The organism is Streptomyces sp. WP-1, from assembly GCF_030450125.1.
In the GTDB taxonomy this organism is placed as follows: domain Bacteria; phylum Actinomycetota; class Actinomycetes; order Streptomycetales; family Streptomycetaceae; genus Streptomyces; species Streptomyces incarnatus.
This window is the reverse complement of the sequence record NZ_CP123923.1, coordinates 5,237,838-5,255,345: the sequence shown is the minus strand read 5'-3', so window position 1 is coordinate 5,255,345 and position 17,508 is coordinate 5,237,838. Positions and strand designations below refer to the sequence as shown.

17 protein-coding genes and 2 tRNA genes are annotated in these 17,508 nt (G+C 71.3%); 12 read left to right on the top strand and 7 right to left on the bottom strand.

From position 1 onward, the window contains the following. Positions 1–56: 56 nt before the first annotated feature. Positions 57–133: transfer RNA gene (locus QHG49_RS23150), tRNA-Pro, on the bottom strand. A gap of 161 nt (positions 134–294) precedes the next feature. Here QHG49_RS23150 and QHG49_RS23145 point away from each other — a divergent pair. From QHG49_RS23145 to QHG49_RS23135, 3 genes are all read left to right on the top strand, one after another. Next, a tRNA-Gly gene (locus tag QHG49_RS23145) sits at positions 295–365 on the top strand. A 154-nt stretch (positions 366–519) separates the two neighbouring features. Beyond that, entirely contained in the window at positions 520–906 is a 387-nt protein-coding gene (locus QHG49_RS23140; RefSeq protein WP_159701340.1) for a VOC family protein, read from the top strand. Further along, positions 903–1,541: a TetR/AcrR family transcriptional regulator gene (locus QHG49_RS23135; protein ID WP_301491069.1), complete on the top strand. Its 639-nt coding sequence runs from the start codon at positions 903–905 to the stop codon at positions 1,539–1,541. The genes QHG49_RS23140 and QHG49_RS23135 overlap by 4 nt, the downstream gene beginning before the upstream one ends. Positions 1,542–1,560: 19 nt before the next feature. On the opposite strand, the gene QHG49_RS23130 is transcribed toward QHG49_RS23135, so the two are convergent. Next, positions 1,561–1,755 carry a hypothetical protein gene (locus tag QHG49_RS23130; protein WP_145490431.1) on the bottom strand — a complete coding sequence of 65 codons (195 nt, stop codon included), beginning with the start codon at positions 1,753–1,755 and terminating at the stop codon, positions 1,561–1,563. Positions 1,756–2,217: 462 nt separating this feature from the next. On the opposite strand from QHG49_RS23130, the gene QHG49_RS23125 reads away from it, so the two are divergent. After that, positions 2,218–3,405, top strand: a complete 1,188-nt coding sequence (locus QHG49_RS23125; protein ID WP_159701346.1) for an acyltransferase family protein — start codon at positions 2,218–2,220, stop codon at positions 3,403–3,405. A gap of 33 nt (positions 3,406–3,438) precedes the next feature. On the opposite strand, the gene QHG49_RS23120 is transcribed toward QHG49_RS23125, so the two are convergent. From QHG49_RS23120 to QHG49_RS23105, 4 genes are all read right to left on the bottom strand, one after another. Beyond that, positions 3,439–3,888: an HD domain-containing protein gene (locus QHG49_RS23120; protein ID WP_159701349.1), complete on the bottom strand. Its 450-nt coding sequence runs from the start codon at positions 3,886–3,888 to the stop codon at positions 3,439–3,441. A 25-nt stretch (positions 3,889–3,913) separates the two neighbouring features. Further along, positions 3,914–5,086, bottom strand: coding sequence for a PP2C family protein-serine/threonine phosphatase (locus QHG49_RS23115; RefSeq protein ID WP_145490423.1), 1,173 nt, complete (start codon positions 5,084–5,086; stop codon positions 3,914–3,916). A 125-nt stretch (positions 5,087–5,211) separates the two neighbouring features. After that, the gene (locus tag QHG49_RS23110; RefSeq protein WP_145490420.1) at positions 5,212–6,021 is read right to left on the bottom strand and encodes an Fpg/Nei family DNA glycosylase; all 810 of its coding nucleotides are present in this window, start codon (positions 6,019–6,021) and stop codon (positions 5,212–5,214) included. A 235-nt stretch (positions 6,022–6,256) separates the two neighbouring features. Further along, positions 6,257–6,742, bottom strand: coding sequence for a ribose-5-phosphate isomerase (locus QHG49_RS23105; protein WP_145490417.1), 486 nt, complete (start codon positions 6,740–6,742; stop codon positions 6,257–6,259). A gap of 317 nt (positions 6,743–7,059) precedes the next feature. Here QHG49_RS23105 and QHG49_RS23100 point away from each other — a divergent pair, with 317 nt between their 5' ends. Next, positions 7,060–8,481 carry an amino acid permease gene (locus QHG49_RS23100; RefSeq protein WP_145490414.1) on the top strand — a complete coding sequence of 474 codons (1,422 nt, stop codon included), beginning with the start codon at positions 7,060–7,062 and terminating at the stop codon, positions 8,479–8,481. Positions 8,482–8,563: 82 nt separating this feature from the next. Here the strand turns inward: QHG49_RS23100 and QHG49_RS23095 are convergent, their stop codons facing one another. Further along, positions 8,564–9,145: a biotin transporter BioY gene (locus tag QHG49_RS23095; protein WP_159701352.1), complete on the bottom strand. Its 582-nt coding sequence runs from the start codon at positions 9,143–9,145 to the stop codon at positions 8,564–8,566. A gap of 484 nt (positions 9,146–9,629) precedes the next feature. Here QHG49_RS23095 and QHG49_RS23090 point away from each other — a divergent pair, with 484 nt between their 5' ends. The 7 genes from QHG49_RS23090 (at position 9,630) to QHG49_RS23060 (ending at position 17,491) form a co-directional block, all read left to right on the top strand. After that, complete coding sequence (locus QHG49_RS23090; RefSeq protein ID WP_145490409.1) at positions 9,630–10,829, top strand: ROK family transcriptional regulator; 1,200 nt, start codon at positions 9,630–9,632, stop codon at positions 10,827–10,829. 249 nt (positions 10,830–11,078) lie between these two features. After that, on the top strand, positions 11,079–12,125 hold the full coding sequence (locus tag QHG49_RS23085; protein ID WP_301491066.1) for an ABC transporter substrate-binding protein: 1,047 nt from the start codon (positions 11,079–11,081) through the stop codon (positions 12,123–12,125). Then, positions 12,122–12,970: an ABC transporter permease gene (locus QHG49_RS23080; protein WP_145490404.1), complete on the top strand. Its 849-nt coding sequence runs from the start codon at positions 12,122–12,124 to the stop codon at positions 12,968–12,970. Before QHG49_RS23085 ends, QHG49_RS23080 begins: the two co-directional genes overlap by 4 nt. Further along, positions 12,946–13,686, top strand: coding sequence for an ABC transporter ATP-binding protein (locus QHG49_RS23075; RefSeq protein ID WP_161220185.1), 741 nt, complete (start codon positions 12,946–12,948; stop codon positions 13,684–13,686). Before QHG49_RS23080 ends, QHG49_RS23075 begins: the two co-directional genes overlap by 25 nt. Then, positions 13,683–15,020 carry an LLM class flavin-dependent oxidoreductase gene (locus tag QHG49_RS23070; protein ID WP_301491065.1) on the top strand — a complete coding sequence of 446 codons (1,338 nt, stop codon included), beginning with the start codon at positions 13,683–13,685 and terminating at the stop codon, positions 15,018–15,020. The genes QHG49_RS23075 and QHG49_RS23070 overlap by 4 nt, the downstream gene beginning before the upstream one ends. Before the next feature lie 25 nt (positions 15,021–15,045). Then, the gene (locus QHG49_RS23065; protein ID WP_301491063.1) at positions 15,046–15,972 is read left to right on the top strand and encodes a TauD/TfdA family dioxygenase; all 927 of its coding nucleotides are present in this window, start codon (positions 15,046–15,048) and stop codon (positions 15,970–15,972) included. A gap of 136 nt (positions 15,973–16,108) precedes the next feature. Beyond that, positions 16,109–17,491, top strand: coding sequence for an amino acid permease (locus QHG49_RS23060; RefSeq protein WP_145490393.1), 1,383 nt, complete (start codon positions 16,109–16,111; stop codon positions 17,489–17,491). The last annotated feature ends 17 nt before the right edge of the window (positions 17,492–17,508 follow it).

The window sequence follows — 17,508 nt, the reverse complement described above, 5'->3', positions numbered from 1 at the left end:
GGGTGTGGCCGGACCCGGCCGGAACCGGCCCGGAACCCGGCGAAAGAGCCGATCGGTGGTCGGGGTGGCGGGATTTGAACCCACGGCCTTCCGCTCCCAAAGCGGACGCGCTACCAAGCTGCGCCACACCCCGTCTGTGTGCGACACGTAGGGTACATGGCCGGGCGGCCCGCGTCGGCCGCATTCTTCGAGGCGGGGCGCGTGGTGTTCGGTGATCGGAACGTGTTGGCCCAAGCGGCGGGCGACCCGCTACGATGCCTGAGTGCCGCGGTCCTCGACCTGCGGCGCAGCGCTGCGGGCGTAGCTCAATGGTAGAGCCCTAGTCTTCCAAACTAGCTACGCGGGTTCGATTCCCGTCGCCCGCTCTGGATGCCGAAGGCCCAGGTGAGAGGTTGTCTCCTCTCCCTGGGCCTTCGTCGTTCCCCGGTACCTGGGCCTTTGTCGTTCCCCGGTACATGGGTTATGTTCCGTACCGGTACGGAACATAACTGGGCACGACCACGGCAGGGGGCGTCCGACATGCGGATCAAGGACTTCGACCATCTGGTGCTCAACGTCTCGGACGTCGAGCGGGCACTGGCGTTCTACACGGGGCCGCTGGGGCTCGCGGGCGAGCGGGTGGAGGAGTGGCGGGCCGGGAAGGTGCCGTTCCCGTCGGTGCGGGTCAGCGCCACGACCGTCATCGATCTGTTCGAGCGGCCGCGCGGCGAGTCCAACGTCGACCACATCTGCCTGGTGGTGGACCCGCTGGACTGGCAGGAGGTCGTCGCCTCCCAGGCCTTCGACGTGATCGAGGGGCCGGTGCCGCGGTGGGGCGCCCGGGGCTCCGCGCAGTCGGTCTATGTGCGCGATCCCGAGGGAAACACCGTGGAGCTGCGCTGGTACCCCGAGGACGTCGCCGCGTGAGCCCGGCGGCCGGCGGCCGGCCCAGGGACCCGGCGATCGACGCGGCGGTGCTGGCGGCGACCGTACGGCTGCTGCGCGAGGACGGCTACGGCGCCCTCGCCCTGGAGAAGGTGGCGGCCGTCGCGGGCACCAGCAAGGCCGCCATCCGCCGCCGCTGGCCCCAGCGGCAGCGCCTGGTGATCGACGCGCTCGCCTCGGTCCTCGTCGTACCGCCCGCCCCGGACAACGGCTGCACGCGCTGCGATCTGCACCAGAGCGTGCGGCTGCTCGCCGAGGTGCTGCACGAGCGGTTGCCGGCCGGGGTGCTCGCGCCGCTGATCGCCGACTGCTCCGCCGACCCCGGGCTCCACGAGTACCTGCTGCGCAGCCTCGTACAGCCGGGTCGGGCGGCCGCCGCGGTCGCGGTGCGGCGGGCCGTCGGGCGCGGGGACCTCCAGCCGGACGTGGACCCCGAGCTGTTCGTGGACCTGCTCGCCTCGGTGGTGTACCGGCGGGCGCTCTTCGGCGAGGCACCCGTCGACGCGTCCTCGGCACGCGCGCTGGTGGACCTGCTGCTGCGCGGGGTGGCCGTGGACTTCGACCGGCTGGTGTTCATCAGCCGGCAGCCGGCCGAGCAGCGGCACCGGTTCCACTAGCGGCGGTAGCGGCGGCCGGTCAGAACTTGATGGAGGAGATCGAGTCCGCTATCGAGTTCAGGAACCGCTGGATGGACGGCGCCATGCCGCTGGAGGCCAGGAAGAAGCCGAAGAGTATGGCCACGAGGGCCGGTCCCGCCTTGAGGCTCTTGCCTCTTATGAGCACCACCAGGATGACCGCCAACAGCACCACTACGGACAGCGAAATGGCCACAACTGATCACAACCCTCGGTCGGTCCCTCTGCCGGCCCGGGGGTACGGCCCGCACCCCCGCCAGAACCATCGTGCCACCAACGGGCCCTCTCCATGCGGCAGCTGACAGGATGTCGGACAGGCCGTCCCGGCGCGGGGTACGCACCGCACTGCAATTCGACGGACAGGCGCGCGGGACTACGGCCGTAATTGCGCGAGTTCGTTTCCATGTCCACACATCTCGTGTGCAGGTAATTCGAATTGATGACACCCTGACATCGCCCGGAGGGCACCGAGGTGCGGTATGCCCTAATTATTAGGGATGAAGTGGTACATCGGGGGCCAACGGTGGACCTTCCGTGTGCGCATCATCACGTGCATGAGGGCGGCGAGTTCGGGAAATCCCCGGGCACACGCAGGGGATAACCAGGAATGACTAGGGGGGTTTTACGAAATCCCGCCGACGACGCTAGGGTGCCTGAGATGTTTGACGCCGCCTCGTCCCCCGGCCAGAACCCACGGCCGCTCCCCCCGGCACAGTCGCCGGCGGATGGAGTGCCCGGACCGCGTGCCCCGCAGCGTGCGCAGGAGGAGCAGGCGAAGGCGGGCAGACCCGGCAAGGAGCGCGATCCGTTCTTCGACAACGCCAAGTACCTGGCGATCGCGCTGGTGGCGATCGGGCACTCCTGGTCCCCGCTGAAGACGGACAACCGGGCCCTCGAAGACCTGTACAACGTCGTCTACACGTTCCACATGCCGGCGTTCATCGTCATCTCCGGCTATTTCTCCCGCAGTTTCGACATGCGCCCCGACCGGCTGAAGCGCCTGGTCACCGGCGTCGCGGTGCCCTATGTGCTGTTCCAGCTCGCCTACTCGCTGTTCAAGCGGTACGCCGGTCACATGGGCGGCCCGATCGACCTCTTCTCGCCGTACTACCTGACGTGGTTTCTGCTCGCGCTGTTCGTGTGGCGGATGACCAGCCCGCTGTGGAAGCTGGTGCGCTGGCCGCTGCCGGTCGCGCTCGGGCTGGCCATGATCGGATCGGTCACCCCGGGGGTGGACGACAGCCTGGACTTCGGCCGCATCCTCCAGTTCCTGCCGTGTTTCGTCCTCGGACTGCTGCTGAAGCCGGAGCACTTCGCGCTGATGCGCACGCGCCGGATGCGGATCCTGTCGCTGCCGGTGTTCGCGGCGGCGCTGGCCATCGGCTGGTGGACCGCGCCGCACATGAACGACAACTGGTTCTACCGCCAGAACGCCGCCCAGGAACTCGGCGCCCCCTGGTGGATCGGGCCGCTGATGACGCTGGCCATGTTCGGCTGCGCGGTGCTGCTGACCGCCTGCTTCCTGGCCTGGGTGCCGGGCCGCCGCACCTGGTTCACCGCGCTCGGCGCGGGCACCCTGTACGGCTATCTGCTGCACGGCTTCGTCATCAAGAGCGTGCTCTTCCTCGGCGGCTTCGACATCGCCCAGCGCTACGGCGACTACGGCTCGGCCGTCGTCACCGTCCTCGCGGTGGCCACCGTCACCGTCCTGTGCACCAAGCCGGTGCAACGGGTGTTCCGCTTCGCCATGGAGCCCAGGATGGCCTGGGCCTTCGTCCAGGACGCCACCGAACTGGCCCGCGCGCGGCAGCGCGGGGAGCGGGAGCCGGTGAAGGCGGGCGTCTGAGGCCCGAGGCCCTGAGGCACCCGAGACCGCAAGTCAGGCGTCGAGACCGAGGAGGGCGCGCATCCGCGTGTACTTCTCGGTCAGTCGTCTCCGGGTCGGTTCGTCCAGTACGGCGAGCCGGTCCGGGTCGGCGTTGTGCGCCAGGTCCGCCTCCTTGACCAGCAGCGCGCCCGGGGTGTCGAGGATGCGCCGGGCGTACGCCCCCGGCTCCTCCCCCGCGCGCTTCGTGACGGCGTCCACGATGGCCTTGGTGCGCGGGGTGAGCGCGGCCCCGGCCAGCCAGGCGCGGCTCAGCGCGTCGTCCTCCACGGCGTCGTGCAGCCAGGCCGCCGCGATCTGCTCGGTGTCGCCCCCGCGGGCACGGACGCCCTCGGCGACGGCGGCGAGGTGTTCGGCGTACGGCCGGCCCGCCTTGTCCCGCTGCCCTTCGTGCGCGGCACGGGCGAGGGCCTCGACGTCGGCGAGGGTGAGCGGTGATGTCATACGGGCACTCTCCGGGGGTCGTCCGTCAGCGGGCGTGGGCGGCGGACTCGCGGCAGATCAGCAGCAGCGCCCTGTCGTCGTTGACGTCCTTGGCGACGGCCTCGATGAGATGCCAGGCGGCGCCGTGGAAGCCGCCGGCGACATAGCGGTCGGCCTCGCCGGTGAGGCGGTCGATGCCCTCGACGATGTCGCGGTCGGAGGTCTCCACCAGGCCGTCGGTGAAGAGCATCAGGACGTCGCCGGGGCGCAGTGAGCCCTTGACGGCGTCGAACTGGGCGCCGTCGTAGACGCCGAGGAGCGGGCCCTCGGCGGACTTCTCCTCCCAGCGGCCGGTGCCGGCGCTGAGCTGGAGGCCCGGCGGATGGCCCGCGGAGTACAGCTCGTAGTCCCCGGAGTCGAGGTCCAGGACGAGGTGGATGGAGGTGGCGAAGCCCTCGTCCCAGTCCTGGCGGAGCAGATAGCCGTTGGCGGCGGGCAGGAAGGCGTGCGGGGGCAGCGAACCGAGCAGTCCGCCGAAGGCGCCGGACAGCAGGAGGGCGCGGGAGCCGGCGTCCATGCCCTTGCCGGAGACGTCGGTGAGGACGACCTCCAGGGTGCGGCCGCCGTTGGTGCGGGCGGCCACCACGAAGTCGCCGGAGAAGGACTGGCCGCCGGCGGGCCGCAGGGCCATCTCGTGGTGCCAGCCCTGGGGCAGCTTGGGCAGGGTGGACTGCACCCGGATCCGCTCGCGCAGGTCGAACAGCATGGTGCCGCCGCGCCGCCAGGGCACGCCGACGCGGCTGCGGAACTGGGCGGTGAGCAGGCCGAAGAAACCGCAGGCGGCCACCACCAGGACGACGCCCGGGGTGACGCGCGAGGGACCCTCGGTGTACGGGCCGAGGCGTACCGACTCCACGATCAGCGCGGTGGCCGCCGTCGCGTACAGGCCGAGCAGGCTGGCCGGGCGCAGCAGCAGCCCGCCGGCGACGATCGGCAGGACGAGCATGGCCGGGGAGCACCACACGGAGTCGAACAGGGTCAGGGCGGCGAGGACGGGGACGGTCAGCAGGAGTCCCGCGAAGGCGATCCAGTCGGAGCCGTCGCCGCGGAAGTAGTCGACGGCGCTTCTGCGCAGCCCGACGCGGGCCCGGTGCCACTGCATCTTCCACCGGGCCGTGAGCGTGTCGGCCTTCGCGCGCGTCTCTCGTCCTGCTGCCATTAGTTCGGGACCCTATCCATCGCACCGGCCCGTTGGCACGGGAGGTCCTGCTTGTCCCCCGTGCGGGGCTCGGGTTCACAGGTTCGCTCAGGCACCGGAATTCCGTAAACCCACCCGAAGGGGTGTCAGCGCTTCTGACAGGTGGGGCACCAGAACAGATTGCGGGCGGCGAGCCCCGCGGTGCGGATGTGGTCGCCGCAGATGTGGCAGGGCTGGGTGGCGCGGCGGTAGACGTAGACCTCGCCGCCGTGGTCGTCCACGCGGGGCGGGCGGCCCATGGCCTCGGGGGTGTGCTCGGGCCGTACGGTGTCGATCCGGTTGTTGCGCACGCCCTCGCGCATCAGGGCGGCGAGGTCGGTCCAGATCGCGTCCCATTCGGCGGGGGTGAGGTCGCGGCCCGCGCGGTAGGGGTCGATGCCGTGCCGGAAGAGGACCTCGGCGCGGTAGACGTTGCCGACGCCGGCCACGATCTTCTGGTCCATGAGCAGGGCGGCGATCGTCGTACGGCTGCGGCTGATCCTGCGGTACGCCGCCGCCGGGTCGGCGTCCTCGCGGAGCGGGTCGGGGCCGAGGCGACGGTGGACGGCGCGTTTCTCGTCGTCGGTGATCAGGGCGCAGGTGGTGGGGCCGCGCAGATCGACGTACGACAGGTCGTTCGCGAGCCGGAGCCGGACGGTGTCGGTGGGCGGGGGCGCGGGGGCGTCGCCGAAGCCGACCTTGCCGAACAGGCCGAGGTGGACATGGACCCAGTCGCTGTCGCGGAAGCGCAGGAACAGGTGCTTGCCGTGGGCCTCGGTGGCGGTCAGCTCGGCACGGTCCAGCAGGGCGGCGGCGTCGGAGAACTTGCCCTGGGGGCTGGTGACGCGGGGGGCCGTGCCCTGGAATCGGGCGGCGTAGTCCTGTGCCAACCGGTGAATCGTGTGCCCTTCCGGCAAGGCGGGCCGTCCTTTCGTCTTCTCTCCCGCCCGCCCACCCGGCCCATGCGGCCGGAGGGCGGCCCTCGCCCCTCAGCCTAGGCGCGTTCCCCGGTCGCCCCTCCCGCATCCGGCCGGCCGGCGATCCGCCTCCCCGGCCGCCCCGCGGCGTCCGGAAGGTCCCCCGTCACGCACGACGCCCACCCGCCGCCGAGCGCGTCGGCGAGGGGTGGGCGCAGGTGGAGGAGGGAGAGGGCTACTGCTGGGGGTGGTGGGCGGGGACCGGGGGGAGGTCGCCCGTCGACTCGTAGTCGCTCAGCATGTCGATGCGGCGGATGTGGCGCTCGTCACCGGAGAACGGGGTGCCGAGGAAGGTCTCGACGAACTTGGTCGCCTCCTCGGTGCTGTGCATGCGCGCACCGACGGCCACCACGTTGGCGTTGTTGTGCTGACGGCCGAGCGAGGCCGTCTCCTCGCTCCAGGCCAGCGCCGCGCGCACGCCCTTCACCTTGTTCGCGGCGATCTGCTCCCCGTTGCCGGAGCCGCCGATCACGATGCCGAGGGCGTCGGCGTCGGCGGCCGTGCGCTCGGCGGCGCGCAGGCAGAAGGGCGGGTAGTCGTCCTGGGCGTCGTAGATGTGCGGCCCGCAGTCGACGGGCTCGTGCCCCGCCGCCTTGAGCCACTCGACGAGGTGGTTCTTGAGTTCGAAGCCCGCATGGTCGGAGCCGAGGTACACGCGCATGACACGAGTGTGACACGCCGGAATCGGGGCAGCAGCCGGGGGTCCACGGCATTCGAAGGGCGTCCGTCAAGGAGTCCGGAGGTGACTCATGTGACACCCGGATACCTACGGATTTCGTCGTCAAATGTGAGCAGGGCCATAGAACCTCAAGGGAACCTCAAGTAACAATCCGGATTCAGAGGTTCCCGAATTCGTTCGCCTCGGATTCACTGGACCGACTCGTACACCGCTCGTACGAATCCCGTACCGGACCCCGCAACGGGCACCCCCGTTTCCGTACGAGGACCCCCGCTCAACAGGCGCAAAGGAATCCGTCCATGACCCCTCCTGGTTCCGGACTTCAAGCAGGCCTCAAGAACCGGCACCTGACGATGATCGCCATCGGCGGTGTGATCGGCGCCGGACTGTTCGTCGGCTCCAGCTCCGGCATCGCCGCGGCCGGACCGGGCATTCTGCTGTCCTACGCCCTCGTCGGCACCCTCGTCGTCCTCGTGATGCGAATGCTGGGCGAGATGTCCGCCGCCAACCCGACCTCCGGCTCCTTCTCCGAGCACGCCGACCGCGCGCTCGGCCGCTGGGCCGGTTTCTCCATCGGCTGGCTGTACTGGTTCTTCTGGGTCGTCGTGCTCGCGGTCGAGGGAACGGCCGGCGCGAAGATCCTGGCGGGCTGGGTACCGGCGGTGCCGCAGTGGGGCTGGGCCCTCATCGTGATGCTGGTGCTGACCGCGTCGAACCTCGTATCGGTCGGTTCCTACGGCGAGTTCGAGTTCTGGTTCGCCGGTATCAAGGTCGTGGCGATCGGCGCGTTCATCGTCGTCGGCCTGCTCGCGATCTTCGGTGTGCTGCCGGGCGCGCACACCGACAAGGCGTCCTTCGCCAACCTCACCGATCACGGCGGATTCCTGCCGCACGGTCCGGGAGCGATCCTCACCGGTGTGCTGCTGGTCGTCTTCTCCTTCATGGGCAGCGAGATCGCCACCCTGGCCGCCGGTGAGTCCGAGGACCCGCAGCGCGCGGTCACCAAGGCCACCAACAGCATCATCTGGCGTATCGGTGTCTTCTACCTCGGCTCGATCCTCGTCGTGGTCACGCTGCTGCCGTGGAACGACGCGTCGCTGGTGAAGCAGGGCTCGTACGTCGCCGCGCTGAACTCCCTCGGGATCGCGCACGCCGGCCAGATCATGAACGTCATCGTGCTGACCGCGGTGCTGTCCTGTCTCAACTCCGGTCTGTACACGGCCTCCCGGATGGCCTTCTCGCTCGGCCAGCGCGGTGACGCGCCGAAGGCGTTCGCCCGCACCACCTCGCGCGGTGTGCCGATGGCGGCGATCCTCGCGTCGGTCGTCTTCGGCTTCGTGGCGGTCTTCTTCAACTACGAGTTCCCGGACACCGTCTTCCTCTTCCTGGTCAACTCCAGTGGTGCGGTGGCCCTGTTCGTGTGGCTGGTCATCTGCTTCTCGCAGCTGCGGATGCGCCGGATCATCCAGCGCGAGGCGCCGGAGAAGCTCGTCGTGCGGATGTGGCTGTACCCGTACCTGACCTGGGCGGCGGCCGCGGTGATCGTGGCGGTCCTGGTGTACATGCTCTTCGACACCGAGCACGACGGCCGGGAGACCGTGCTGCTGTCGCTGCTGGTCGCGGCGATCGTGGTGGCCATCGCGTTCATCAAGCAGAAGGTCACCGGCGACCGCCCGGCGCCGGCCGCCGAGGCCGCGACGGACAAGGTCTCCATCGGCTGACCCGGTCCTCGCACGTACGACGGCCGCGGGGCCCGACGAAGTTCGTCGGGCCCCGCGGCCGTCGTCGTGTGCCGGTGGGCGCTCAGCGCTTGCCGGCGAACTTCCACGCGGTCGGCAGCAGACCCATCGCGAGGGCGGCCTTGAGGGCGTCGCCGATCAGGAACGGGACGAGGCCGGCGGCTACCGCCTGGCCGAGGGAGAGGTGGGCGGCCAGGGCCAGGTAGGGGACGCCGACGGCGTAGATGACGGCCGAGCCGAGGATCATCGTGCCGGCCGTGCGCAGCGGGGAGCGGTCGGCGCCGCGGCGGGCGAGGGCGCCCACGACGGCGGAGGCGAGCAGCATGCCGAGGACGTAGCCGAAGGAGACCGCGCCGGTGCCGGAGTCGCCCTCCGCGAACCACGGCACGCCGATCATGCCGGCCACGGTGTACAGGGCGAGGGAGAGGAAGCCGCGGCGGGCACCGAGCGCGGTGCCGACCAGCAGCGCGGCGAAGGTCTGGCCGGTCACCGGCACCGGGGAGCCGGGCACGGGCACCGACAGCTGGGCGGCGAGCCCGGTGAGCGCGGCACCGCCGAGCACGAGGACGGCGTCACGGGCGCGGGACGCGGGCAGCAGATCGGCGAGGACGGCACCCGGACGGGCGCTGACGGTGGCGGTGCTCATGGGGACTCCGCGGGGTGAAGGGGGCAGGGACAGGTGGGACATCGCGACGCTATACCGGCGCCCCGAACCCGATCACCGTCAGCGCTCGACAAAGGGTTGATCGACAGCTTGGTGGGCTCCGCACAAAGAGTGCCGTTCACACCGGGTACGGCGTGACGACGGTCACGGAGGTGGGGTGCTCCAGCAGACCTCGGGGGCCGGCTGCGGGTCTGTAGGGATCCACCAAAGGGGCGGCGGCTCCCGCCGCGGGGGTTCCCGGCCGTCTCGGTCGGTGGGCGAGGGGTGGGCAGTGGTCGGGGGGTTTGCTAGCTTCGGGGGCATGGTTGCGCAGGCCCGGTATTTCACGTCGCGTCGCTATGTCGACCTGCGGCGCCAGGGCACGGCCACCTGTCGTCGTTCGGGATAGGGGCGGCCCGCCGCTCGGCGCCGCCTCGTCCTTTCCGGTCTTCCGATGTACCGGCTCCGGTCCCGAGGACGGTTCTCCATGCCCCGCAGTGCGGCGTCCACCCTTGTCTCCCCCGTGCCCCGCGCCGCCGAGCGCGACCGGCGGCGCACCAGTGCCAGTTCCGTGCTGCGGTCCGTGCTGGAGCACGGCCCGGTGGCGCGCAGCACGGTGGCGCGGCTGACCGGCCTCTCCCCGGCGTCGGTGACCGAGCACTGTGCGCGGCTCGCCGGGCTCGGGCTGATCAGGGAGTCCCCGGCGCCGCGCCGCTCGCGGCAGGTGGGCCGGCCGCATGTGCCGATCGAGCTGGACGACGCCCGGTTCGTGGTGGGCGGGGTGCATGTGGCGGTGCCGTACACCACCGTGGCGCTGCTGGATCTGCGCGGCCGGGTGCTGGCCCGGCGCGAGCTGAAGCATGACCGGACCGATCCCGGGCGGGTGCTGGCGCGGGCCGCCGAGGGGCTCGCCGCGCTGTTCGCCGAGGCGCCCGGGCGGCGCCCGCTGGGGGTCGGGGTCGCCGTCGGCGGCTGGGTGGACCGGGAGACGGGCACCGTGGTGGAGCACGAGCTGCTGGGCTGGCGGGAGGTGCCGGTGCGGGAGCTGCTCGCCGCCCGTACCGGTCTGCCGGTCGAGGTCGACGGGCACGCGCGGGCGCTGGTGAACGGGGAGCGTCTGTTCGGGCGGGCCCGGGGCAGCCGGAGCGTGCTGCATCTGTTCGTGGGCAATGTGGTCGACGCGGCGTTCGCCACCCATGACGAGGTGCACCACGGCCCCCGGTCCGCGGCCGGCGCCATCGCGCATCTGCCGGTGCCCGGCGGCACCGAGCCGTGCCCGTGCGGTCGTACCGGCTGCCTCCAGGTGGAGCTGGGAGAGCGGACGTTGTGCCGCAGGGCGCGCGCGGCCGGGGTCACCGACTCGGCGAATCCGATGCATGTCGTGGCCGCGGCGGCGGCCGGCGACGCGGTGGCCCGGCGGCTGCTGGTGGAGCGGGCGCGGGCGACGGGACGGGCGGCCGCGCTGCTGCTCGATGTGCTCAACCCGGAGACGGTCGTGGTCACCGAGGTGGGGGTCATCCACTTCGAGGAGTGCCTCGACGCGCTGCGGGAGGCGGCCGGTGATTCCCGCAGCGCGTCGGTGCGGGCGACGAGTTTCCCGGATTCCGTACTCGCGGTCGCGGGTGGTTCGGTGCTGCTCGACGCGTTGTTCCGGGATCCGCTGGCCGCCTCACCTGAGGGTATTTAATTCAGAAACTCGGAATGTTGACACGGGTCGCACGGGACCTGGAACATGCTGGTCATGAGCCCCTTCACGAGCTGTCGAACCGACTGTCACGCCTTCTGTTGCTGACAGTTTGCCGCGCGTGACGCGCGTGTTGCCGTGAATCTCCCAGGGCTTCTCATATTTCTCCGAGTTTCCCTGCGTTTCTCCGTGTATCTCCGCGTTTCCGTTGACCGGATTTCTTCGTTGACCGGCTCTTTCCGGGAGACCCCCATGCACCGTCGCCTCTTTCTCACCTCCCTGCTGGGCGCGTCCGCCGCCGTCGCCGGACTCGACGGCTGCGCCAAGGGCGTGGCCACCGCCGACACCGGCGGCGCCGCGGCCACCCGGCCCCTCGCGGCCGAGGTCCCCGCCGGGACCGGCCTGAAGATCACCTCGTACCAGGGTGTGGAGCAACTCCAGTTCAGACTGGGGAAGTTCCCGCCGCTGCCGTTCACCGTGTCCGACTGGGTGAACATCGGCGCCGGGCCCGATGTCATCAACGCCTTCCGGGCCAGGTCCCTGGACGTCGCCAACAACGCGGGCATCCCGCCGATCCAGGCGCAGTTCCAGGGGCTCGCGGCGAAGATCGTGGCGATCGAGCTGACCCGCAGGCCGAACTACCTGTTCGCGACCCGGCCCGGCAGCGACATCCGTACCGTGGCCGACTTCGAGGGCAAGCGGCTCGCCTTCTCGCAGGGGCAGGCGCAGGGCGTGGTCCTGCTGCGGGCCCTGAAGAAGGCGGGCCTGGCGTACGACGACGCGAAACTGGTGCCGCTGACCAGCAACCAGTTCCTGACCGCCCTCCAGTCCGGGCAGGTGGACGTGGCCCCGCTCGCCAACAGCCAGGCGCCCGCCTACCTCAAGCAGTACGCGGGAAAGGGCGCCCGCACCGTCACCACCGACGTGGTCGACCTGCTCAATCTGCTCTGGGCGCCGCAGGCCGCGCTGAACGATCCCGCCAAGGCCGCCGCGATCGCCGCGTACATCCCGCAGTGGGCCAGGGGCCAGGTGTGGCAGTACGAGCACCCGGACCAGTGGAACGAGGAGTTCTACGTCAAGACGCAGAACCTGACCCTCCCGCAGGCGAAGTCCATCACCGCGCTCGCCAACAAGCCATTGTTCCCGCCGAGTTGGGACGAGGCGATCAAGTGGGAGCAGGAGACCGCCGATCTGCTCGCCGAGGGCGGCTTCGTGAAGAGCACCGACGTGACCGGGCTGTTCGACCACCGCTTCGAGGCGATCGCCGCCCGGGCCGTACCCGAGGAGTACCGGAGGTGACCGCCGTGACCACGACGCCGGCCGTCGCACCCGCCACCGGATCCGGCGAGCTGCCCCCGGTGCGCCGGCGGCGCCGCCTCTCCCCCGGCCGCCGGCTGCCCGCCGCCCGGCTGGCCGGACCGCTGGTGGTGCTGGCCGCCTGGGCGATCGCCTCGGCCGCCGGGCAGCTCGACCCGGCCGCGATACCCGCGCCCTGGACGGTGCTGCGCACCCTCGGCCGTCTGTGGACCGACGGCACCCTGCCCACCGATGTGCTGACCTCGCTGCGCCGGGCCGCGTGCGGCTTCACGATCGGGCTGGTCGCCGGGGTGCTGCTGGCGCTGGTGTCCGGGCTCAGCCGCACCGGGGAGGCGCTGATCGACGGGACCGTGCAGCTCAACCGGGCGATCCCGACCCTCGGCCTGATCCCGCTGTTCATCCTCTGGCTGGGCATCGGGGAGACCTTCAAGATCGCCATCATCGCGATCGTCGTCTACGTCCCGGTCTATCTGAACACGCACGCCGCGCTGGCCGGCATCGACAGCCGCTATGTCGAACTGGCCGAGGTCCAGGGCCTGTCGAGGCTCGGCTTCGTGCGGCAGGTGGTGATCCCGGGGGCGCTGCCCGGCTTCTTCGTGGGGCTGCGGCTCGGGGTGACCGGTTCCTGGCTGGGCCTGGTGGTGCTGGAGCAGATCAACGCCACCAGCGGGCTCGGCTACCTGATGTTCCAGGCGCAGAACTACGGCCGTACCGACACCATCCTCGTCGGCCTGCTGATCTACGGCGTCTTCGGCCTGGTCTCCGACAGCGCGGTCCGTCTCGTCGAACGGAGGGTGCTGTCATGGCGCCGCACACTGAGCAGCTGACCCGGCCCGCCACCGCCGTCCAACTGCGGTCCCTGCACCGCTCGTTCGGGGACCGTACGATCCTCGACGGCATCGATCTCGAACTGCCCGCCGGACAGTTCACGGCGCTGCTCGGGCACTCGGGGTCCGGGAAGTCCACCCTGCTGCGGGCCGTCGCCGGGCTGGATCACGGGGTGGCCGGGTCCGGGCAGGTCGCGGCGCCGAGGCAGGTCTCGGTGGTGTTCCAGGACTCCCGGCTGCTGCCGTGGCGCCGGGTGCTGGACAACGTGCTGCTGGGCCTGGACGGGAAGGACGCGGCACGGCGCGGCCGGGCCGCCCTCGCGGAGGTCGGCCTCGAAGGGCGGGAGCGGGCCTGGCCGGGCGAGCTGTCCGGCGGTGAGGCGCAGCGGGCCGCGCTGGCCCGTGCCCTGGTGCGCGAGCCCGAACTCCTGCTGGCGGACGAGCCGTTCGGGGCGCTGGACGCGCTGACCCGGATCCGGATGCACCATCTGCTGCGCGAGCTGTGGGAGCGCCACCGGCCCTCCGTGCTGCTCGTCACCCATGACGTGGACGAGGCGATCGTGCTCGCCGACCGGGTCCTCGTCCTGGAGCGGGGCCGTATCGGCCTCGATCTGACCATCGACCGTCCCCACCCGCGCTCCTACCGGGAGCCGGTCCTGGGCGAGTACCGGGAGCGGCTGCTCGCCGCCCTCGGTGTCACGGAGGACCACCGATGACCACCCGCCGACTCCACCTGAACGCGTTCCTGATGAGCACCGGCCACCACGAGGCGTCCTGGCGGCTCCCGGAGAGCGATCCGTACGCGCATGTCGACCTGCGGCACTACGTGCGGCTCGCCGAGACCGCCGAACGCGGCACCTTCGACAGCCTGTTCCTCGCCGACAGCCCCCAGTTGTGGGGCGACCTCGGCCAGCGTCCGGCCGGTGCCCTGGAGCCGCTGACCCTGCTGACGGCGCTGGCGACGGCCACCAAGCACATCGGCCTGATCGCGACCGCGTCCACCTCCTACAACTCCCCCTACAACCTGGCCCGCAGACTCGCCTCGCTGGACATCGTCAGCGGCGGCCGGGCGGGCTGGAACATCGTCACCACCGCCGGCGCGGAGGCGGCCCGCAACTTCGGCCTGGCGCAGGAGCCCGCGCACGCCGAACGGTACGCACGGGCCGCCGAGTTCCTCGATGTGGCGCGGAAGCTGTGGGACAGCTGGGAGGACGACGCGATCGTCGCCGACAAGGCGGCCGGTGTCTGGGGCGACGACGGCAAGATCCATCCGCCCCGGCACGAGGGGCCGTACTTCCGGGTCGCGGGCGCCCTCAACGTGCCGCGCTCCCCGCAGGGTCACCCGCTGCTGGTGCAGGCGGGCTCCTCGGCGGACGGCAAGGCGTTCGCGGCGCGGTACGCGGAGGCGGTGTTCACCGCGCAGCAGACCCTCGCCGACGCGCAGTCCTTCTACGCGGACATCAAGGACCTCACCGAGCGGGCCGGGCGCGACCCCGGGCACCTCAAGGTGCTGCCCGGGATCGTGCCCGTCCTGGGCTCCACGGAGGCCGAGGCGCGGGCGAACGAGCAGGTCCTGGACGACCACATCGTGCCCGAGCACGGGCTGCGGCGGCTGGAGGGCCTGCTTCAGCTCGCCCCCGGCTCACTGCGTCTGGACCGGCAGCTGCCCGCCGATCTGCCGCCCGAGTCCGCCGTCGAGGGCGCCAAGAGCCGGTACACGCTGGTGGTGGAGCTGGCCCGGCGCGAGCGGCTCACCGTGCGGCAGCTGATCGGCCGGCTCGGCGGCGGGCGCGGGCACCAGACCTTCGCCGGGACGCCCGAGCAGATCGCCGACCGCATCGAGACCTGGTTCACCCGGGGCGCGGCCGACGGCTTCAACATCATGCCGCCCGTGCTGCCCTCGGGCCTGGACGCCTTCGTGGACCACGTCGTACCGATCCTGCGCGCCCGGGGCCTGTTCCGCACGGAGTACGGCCCGCGGCGGACCCTGCGCGAGCGCTACGGCCTGCCGCGCCCCGCGAACCAGCACCTGTCCCCCGCCTTCGCCTGACATCCCCCTTCGGAGAGGAACCCCCATGTCCCTGGAGATCACCAAGGTCACCGCGCGCATCGGCGCCCGCGTCTCGGGCGTCGACCTCACCCGGCCGCTCACCGCTGAGGAGGTGACCGGCATCCGCGAGGCGCTGAACGTCCACAAGGCGCTGGTCTTCGCCGCCGAGGGCCTGGACGACGCGGGCCAGCAGGCGTTCGCCCGGCACTTCGGCGCGCTGACCACCGCCCATCCGACGGTCGGCGCCGTCGAGGGCGCCCCGAACGTGCTGCCCGTGGACAGCGAGCGGGGCCGCGCCAACCACTGGCACACGGACGTCACCTTCGTCCTCAACCCGCCCCAGGCCAGCACCCTGCGCTCGATCACCATCCCGCCGTACGGCGGCGAGACCCTGATCGCCGACACGGCCGCCGCCTACCGCGATCTGCCCGAGCCGCTGCGCCGGTTCGCCGACACGCTGTGGGCCGAGCACACCAACGACTACGACTACGCGGTGCCGGACGAGGAGATCGACGCGGAGAGGGCGGCCCAGCGCGCCCAGTTCACCTCGATCACCTTCCGCACCGCCCACCCGGTGGTCCGCGTCCACCCGCTGACCGGGGAGCGCGGGCTGTTCGTCGGCGGGTTCGCCCAGCGGATCGTGGGCCTGTCGGCCGGCGAGTCCCGCACGATCCTGGACCTGCTCCAGTCGTACGTGACCCGTCCCGAGAACATCCTGCGCCACCGCTGGGCGGAGCGGGAACTGGTGCTGTTCGACAACCGGATCACCCAGCACTACGCCATCGACAACTACGACGGCCTGCCGCGCCGGCTGCACCGGGTGACCGTCGCCGGTGACGTCCCGGTCGGCCTGGAGGGCAAGGAGAGCTACTCCATCGAGGGCGACGCCTCGCACTACACACCCGTACCCGCCCCGGCGGACACCCCCGCCCGGGAGCCCGCGGCGGTGTAACCGGAGTCTCACTCTCCGAATGCCGGGTGTCCGGATACTGGGCGGTCTCTCCGCGTGAGCGGACGGACCGCCCAGACTGGGTTAGTTTTTGCCCGCCCATTGCACACCCGCCTATCGCATCGGGAGAGCCGCGCCCATGCCCAGCCCCACCCGCTCGGACACGCCACGCCTGGCGGAGGATCCGGCCCTCTCCCACGGCCTCAAGCAGCGCCATCTGTCGATGATCGCCCTCGGCGGAGTGATCGGCGCGGGCCTGTTCGTCGGCTCGGGCGCGGGCATCGCCGCCGCCGGACCGTCCATCGTGATCGCCTACGCCCTGTCCGGGCTGCTGGTGATGCTGGTCATGCGGATGCTCGGCGAGATGTCGGCCGCGTACCCGTCCTCCGGCTCCTTCTCCGCCCACGCCGAGCGGGCGATCGGGCCCTGGGCCGGGTTCGCGGCCGGGTGGTCCTTCTGGGTGCTGCTGTGCACCGCGGTGGGCCTGGAGGGCATCGGCGCGGCGAAGATCGCGCAGGGCTGGGTGCCCGGCAGCCCGCAGTGGCTGTGGGTCGCCCTGTTCATGGTGGTCTTCCTGGGCACGAACCTGGCCGCCGTGAAGAACTTCGGCGAGTTCGAGTTCTGGTTCGCCGCGCTCAAGGTCGGCGCGATCTCGCTGTTCCTGGTGCTCGGGGTGCTCGCCCTCACCGGTGTGCTGCCCGGCACGGACTCCCCCGGCACCGCCCACCTCAGCCACTTCCTGCCGCACGGCGGCCAGGGCCTGGTCATCGGCCTGCTCGCCTCGGTCTTCGCCTACGGCGGCCTGGAGACGGTCACCATCGCGGCGGCGGAGTCCGAGGACCCGGTGCGGGGCGTGGCACGCGCGGTGAGGACGGCGATGTGGCGGATCGCGGTCTTCTACATCGGCTCCATGGCCGTCGTCGTCGCCCTGGTGCCCTGGAACGACCCGGAGGTCGTGGCGCGCGGCCCGTACGTGGCGACCCTGGACCACCTCGGCATCCCGGGCGCGGGCCGGCTGATGGACGTCGTGGTGTTCGTGGCCCTGCTGTCCGCGATGAACGCCAACATCTACGGCTCCTCGCGCATCGCCTACTCCCTGGTCCAGCGCGGCCAGGGCCCCAAGGTGCTGGCGAAGGTGTCCGGCGGGGTGCCCCGGATCGGTGTGCTCACCTCCTGCCTGGTCGGGTTCGTCTGCGTGCTGCTCAGCTACTGGCGGCCCGACGACGTCTTCCCGTGGCTGCTGAACATGATCGGCGCGGTGATCCTGATCGTCTGGATCTTCATCGCCGTCTCCCAGCTGCTGCTGCGCCGCCGCATCGAACGCGAGGCCCCGGAGAAGCTGGTGGTGCGGATGTGGGCGTTCCCGTACCTCACCTGGGTGGCGCTCGCGGGCATGGCCGCGGTCTTCGTCCTGATGGCACGGCAGCCCGACACCCGGGTCCAGCTCTACGCCTCCGGCACGATGACGGTCGTGCTCGCGGCGGCGGGGTACGCCTGGCAGCGGGTGCGCGCCCGGCGCTGACCCGACCGCGTACGACG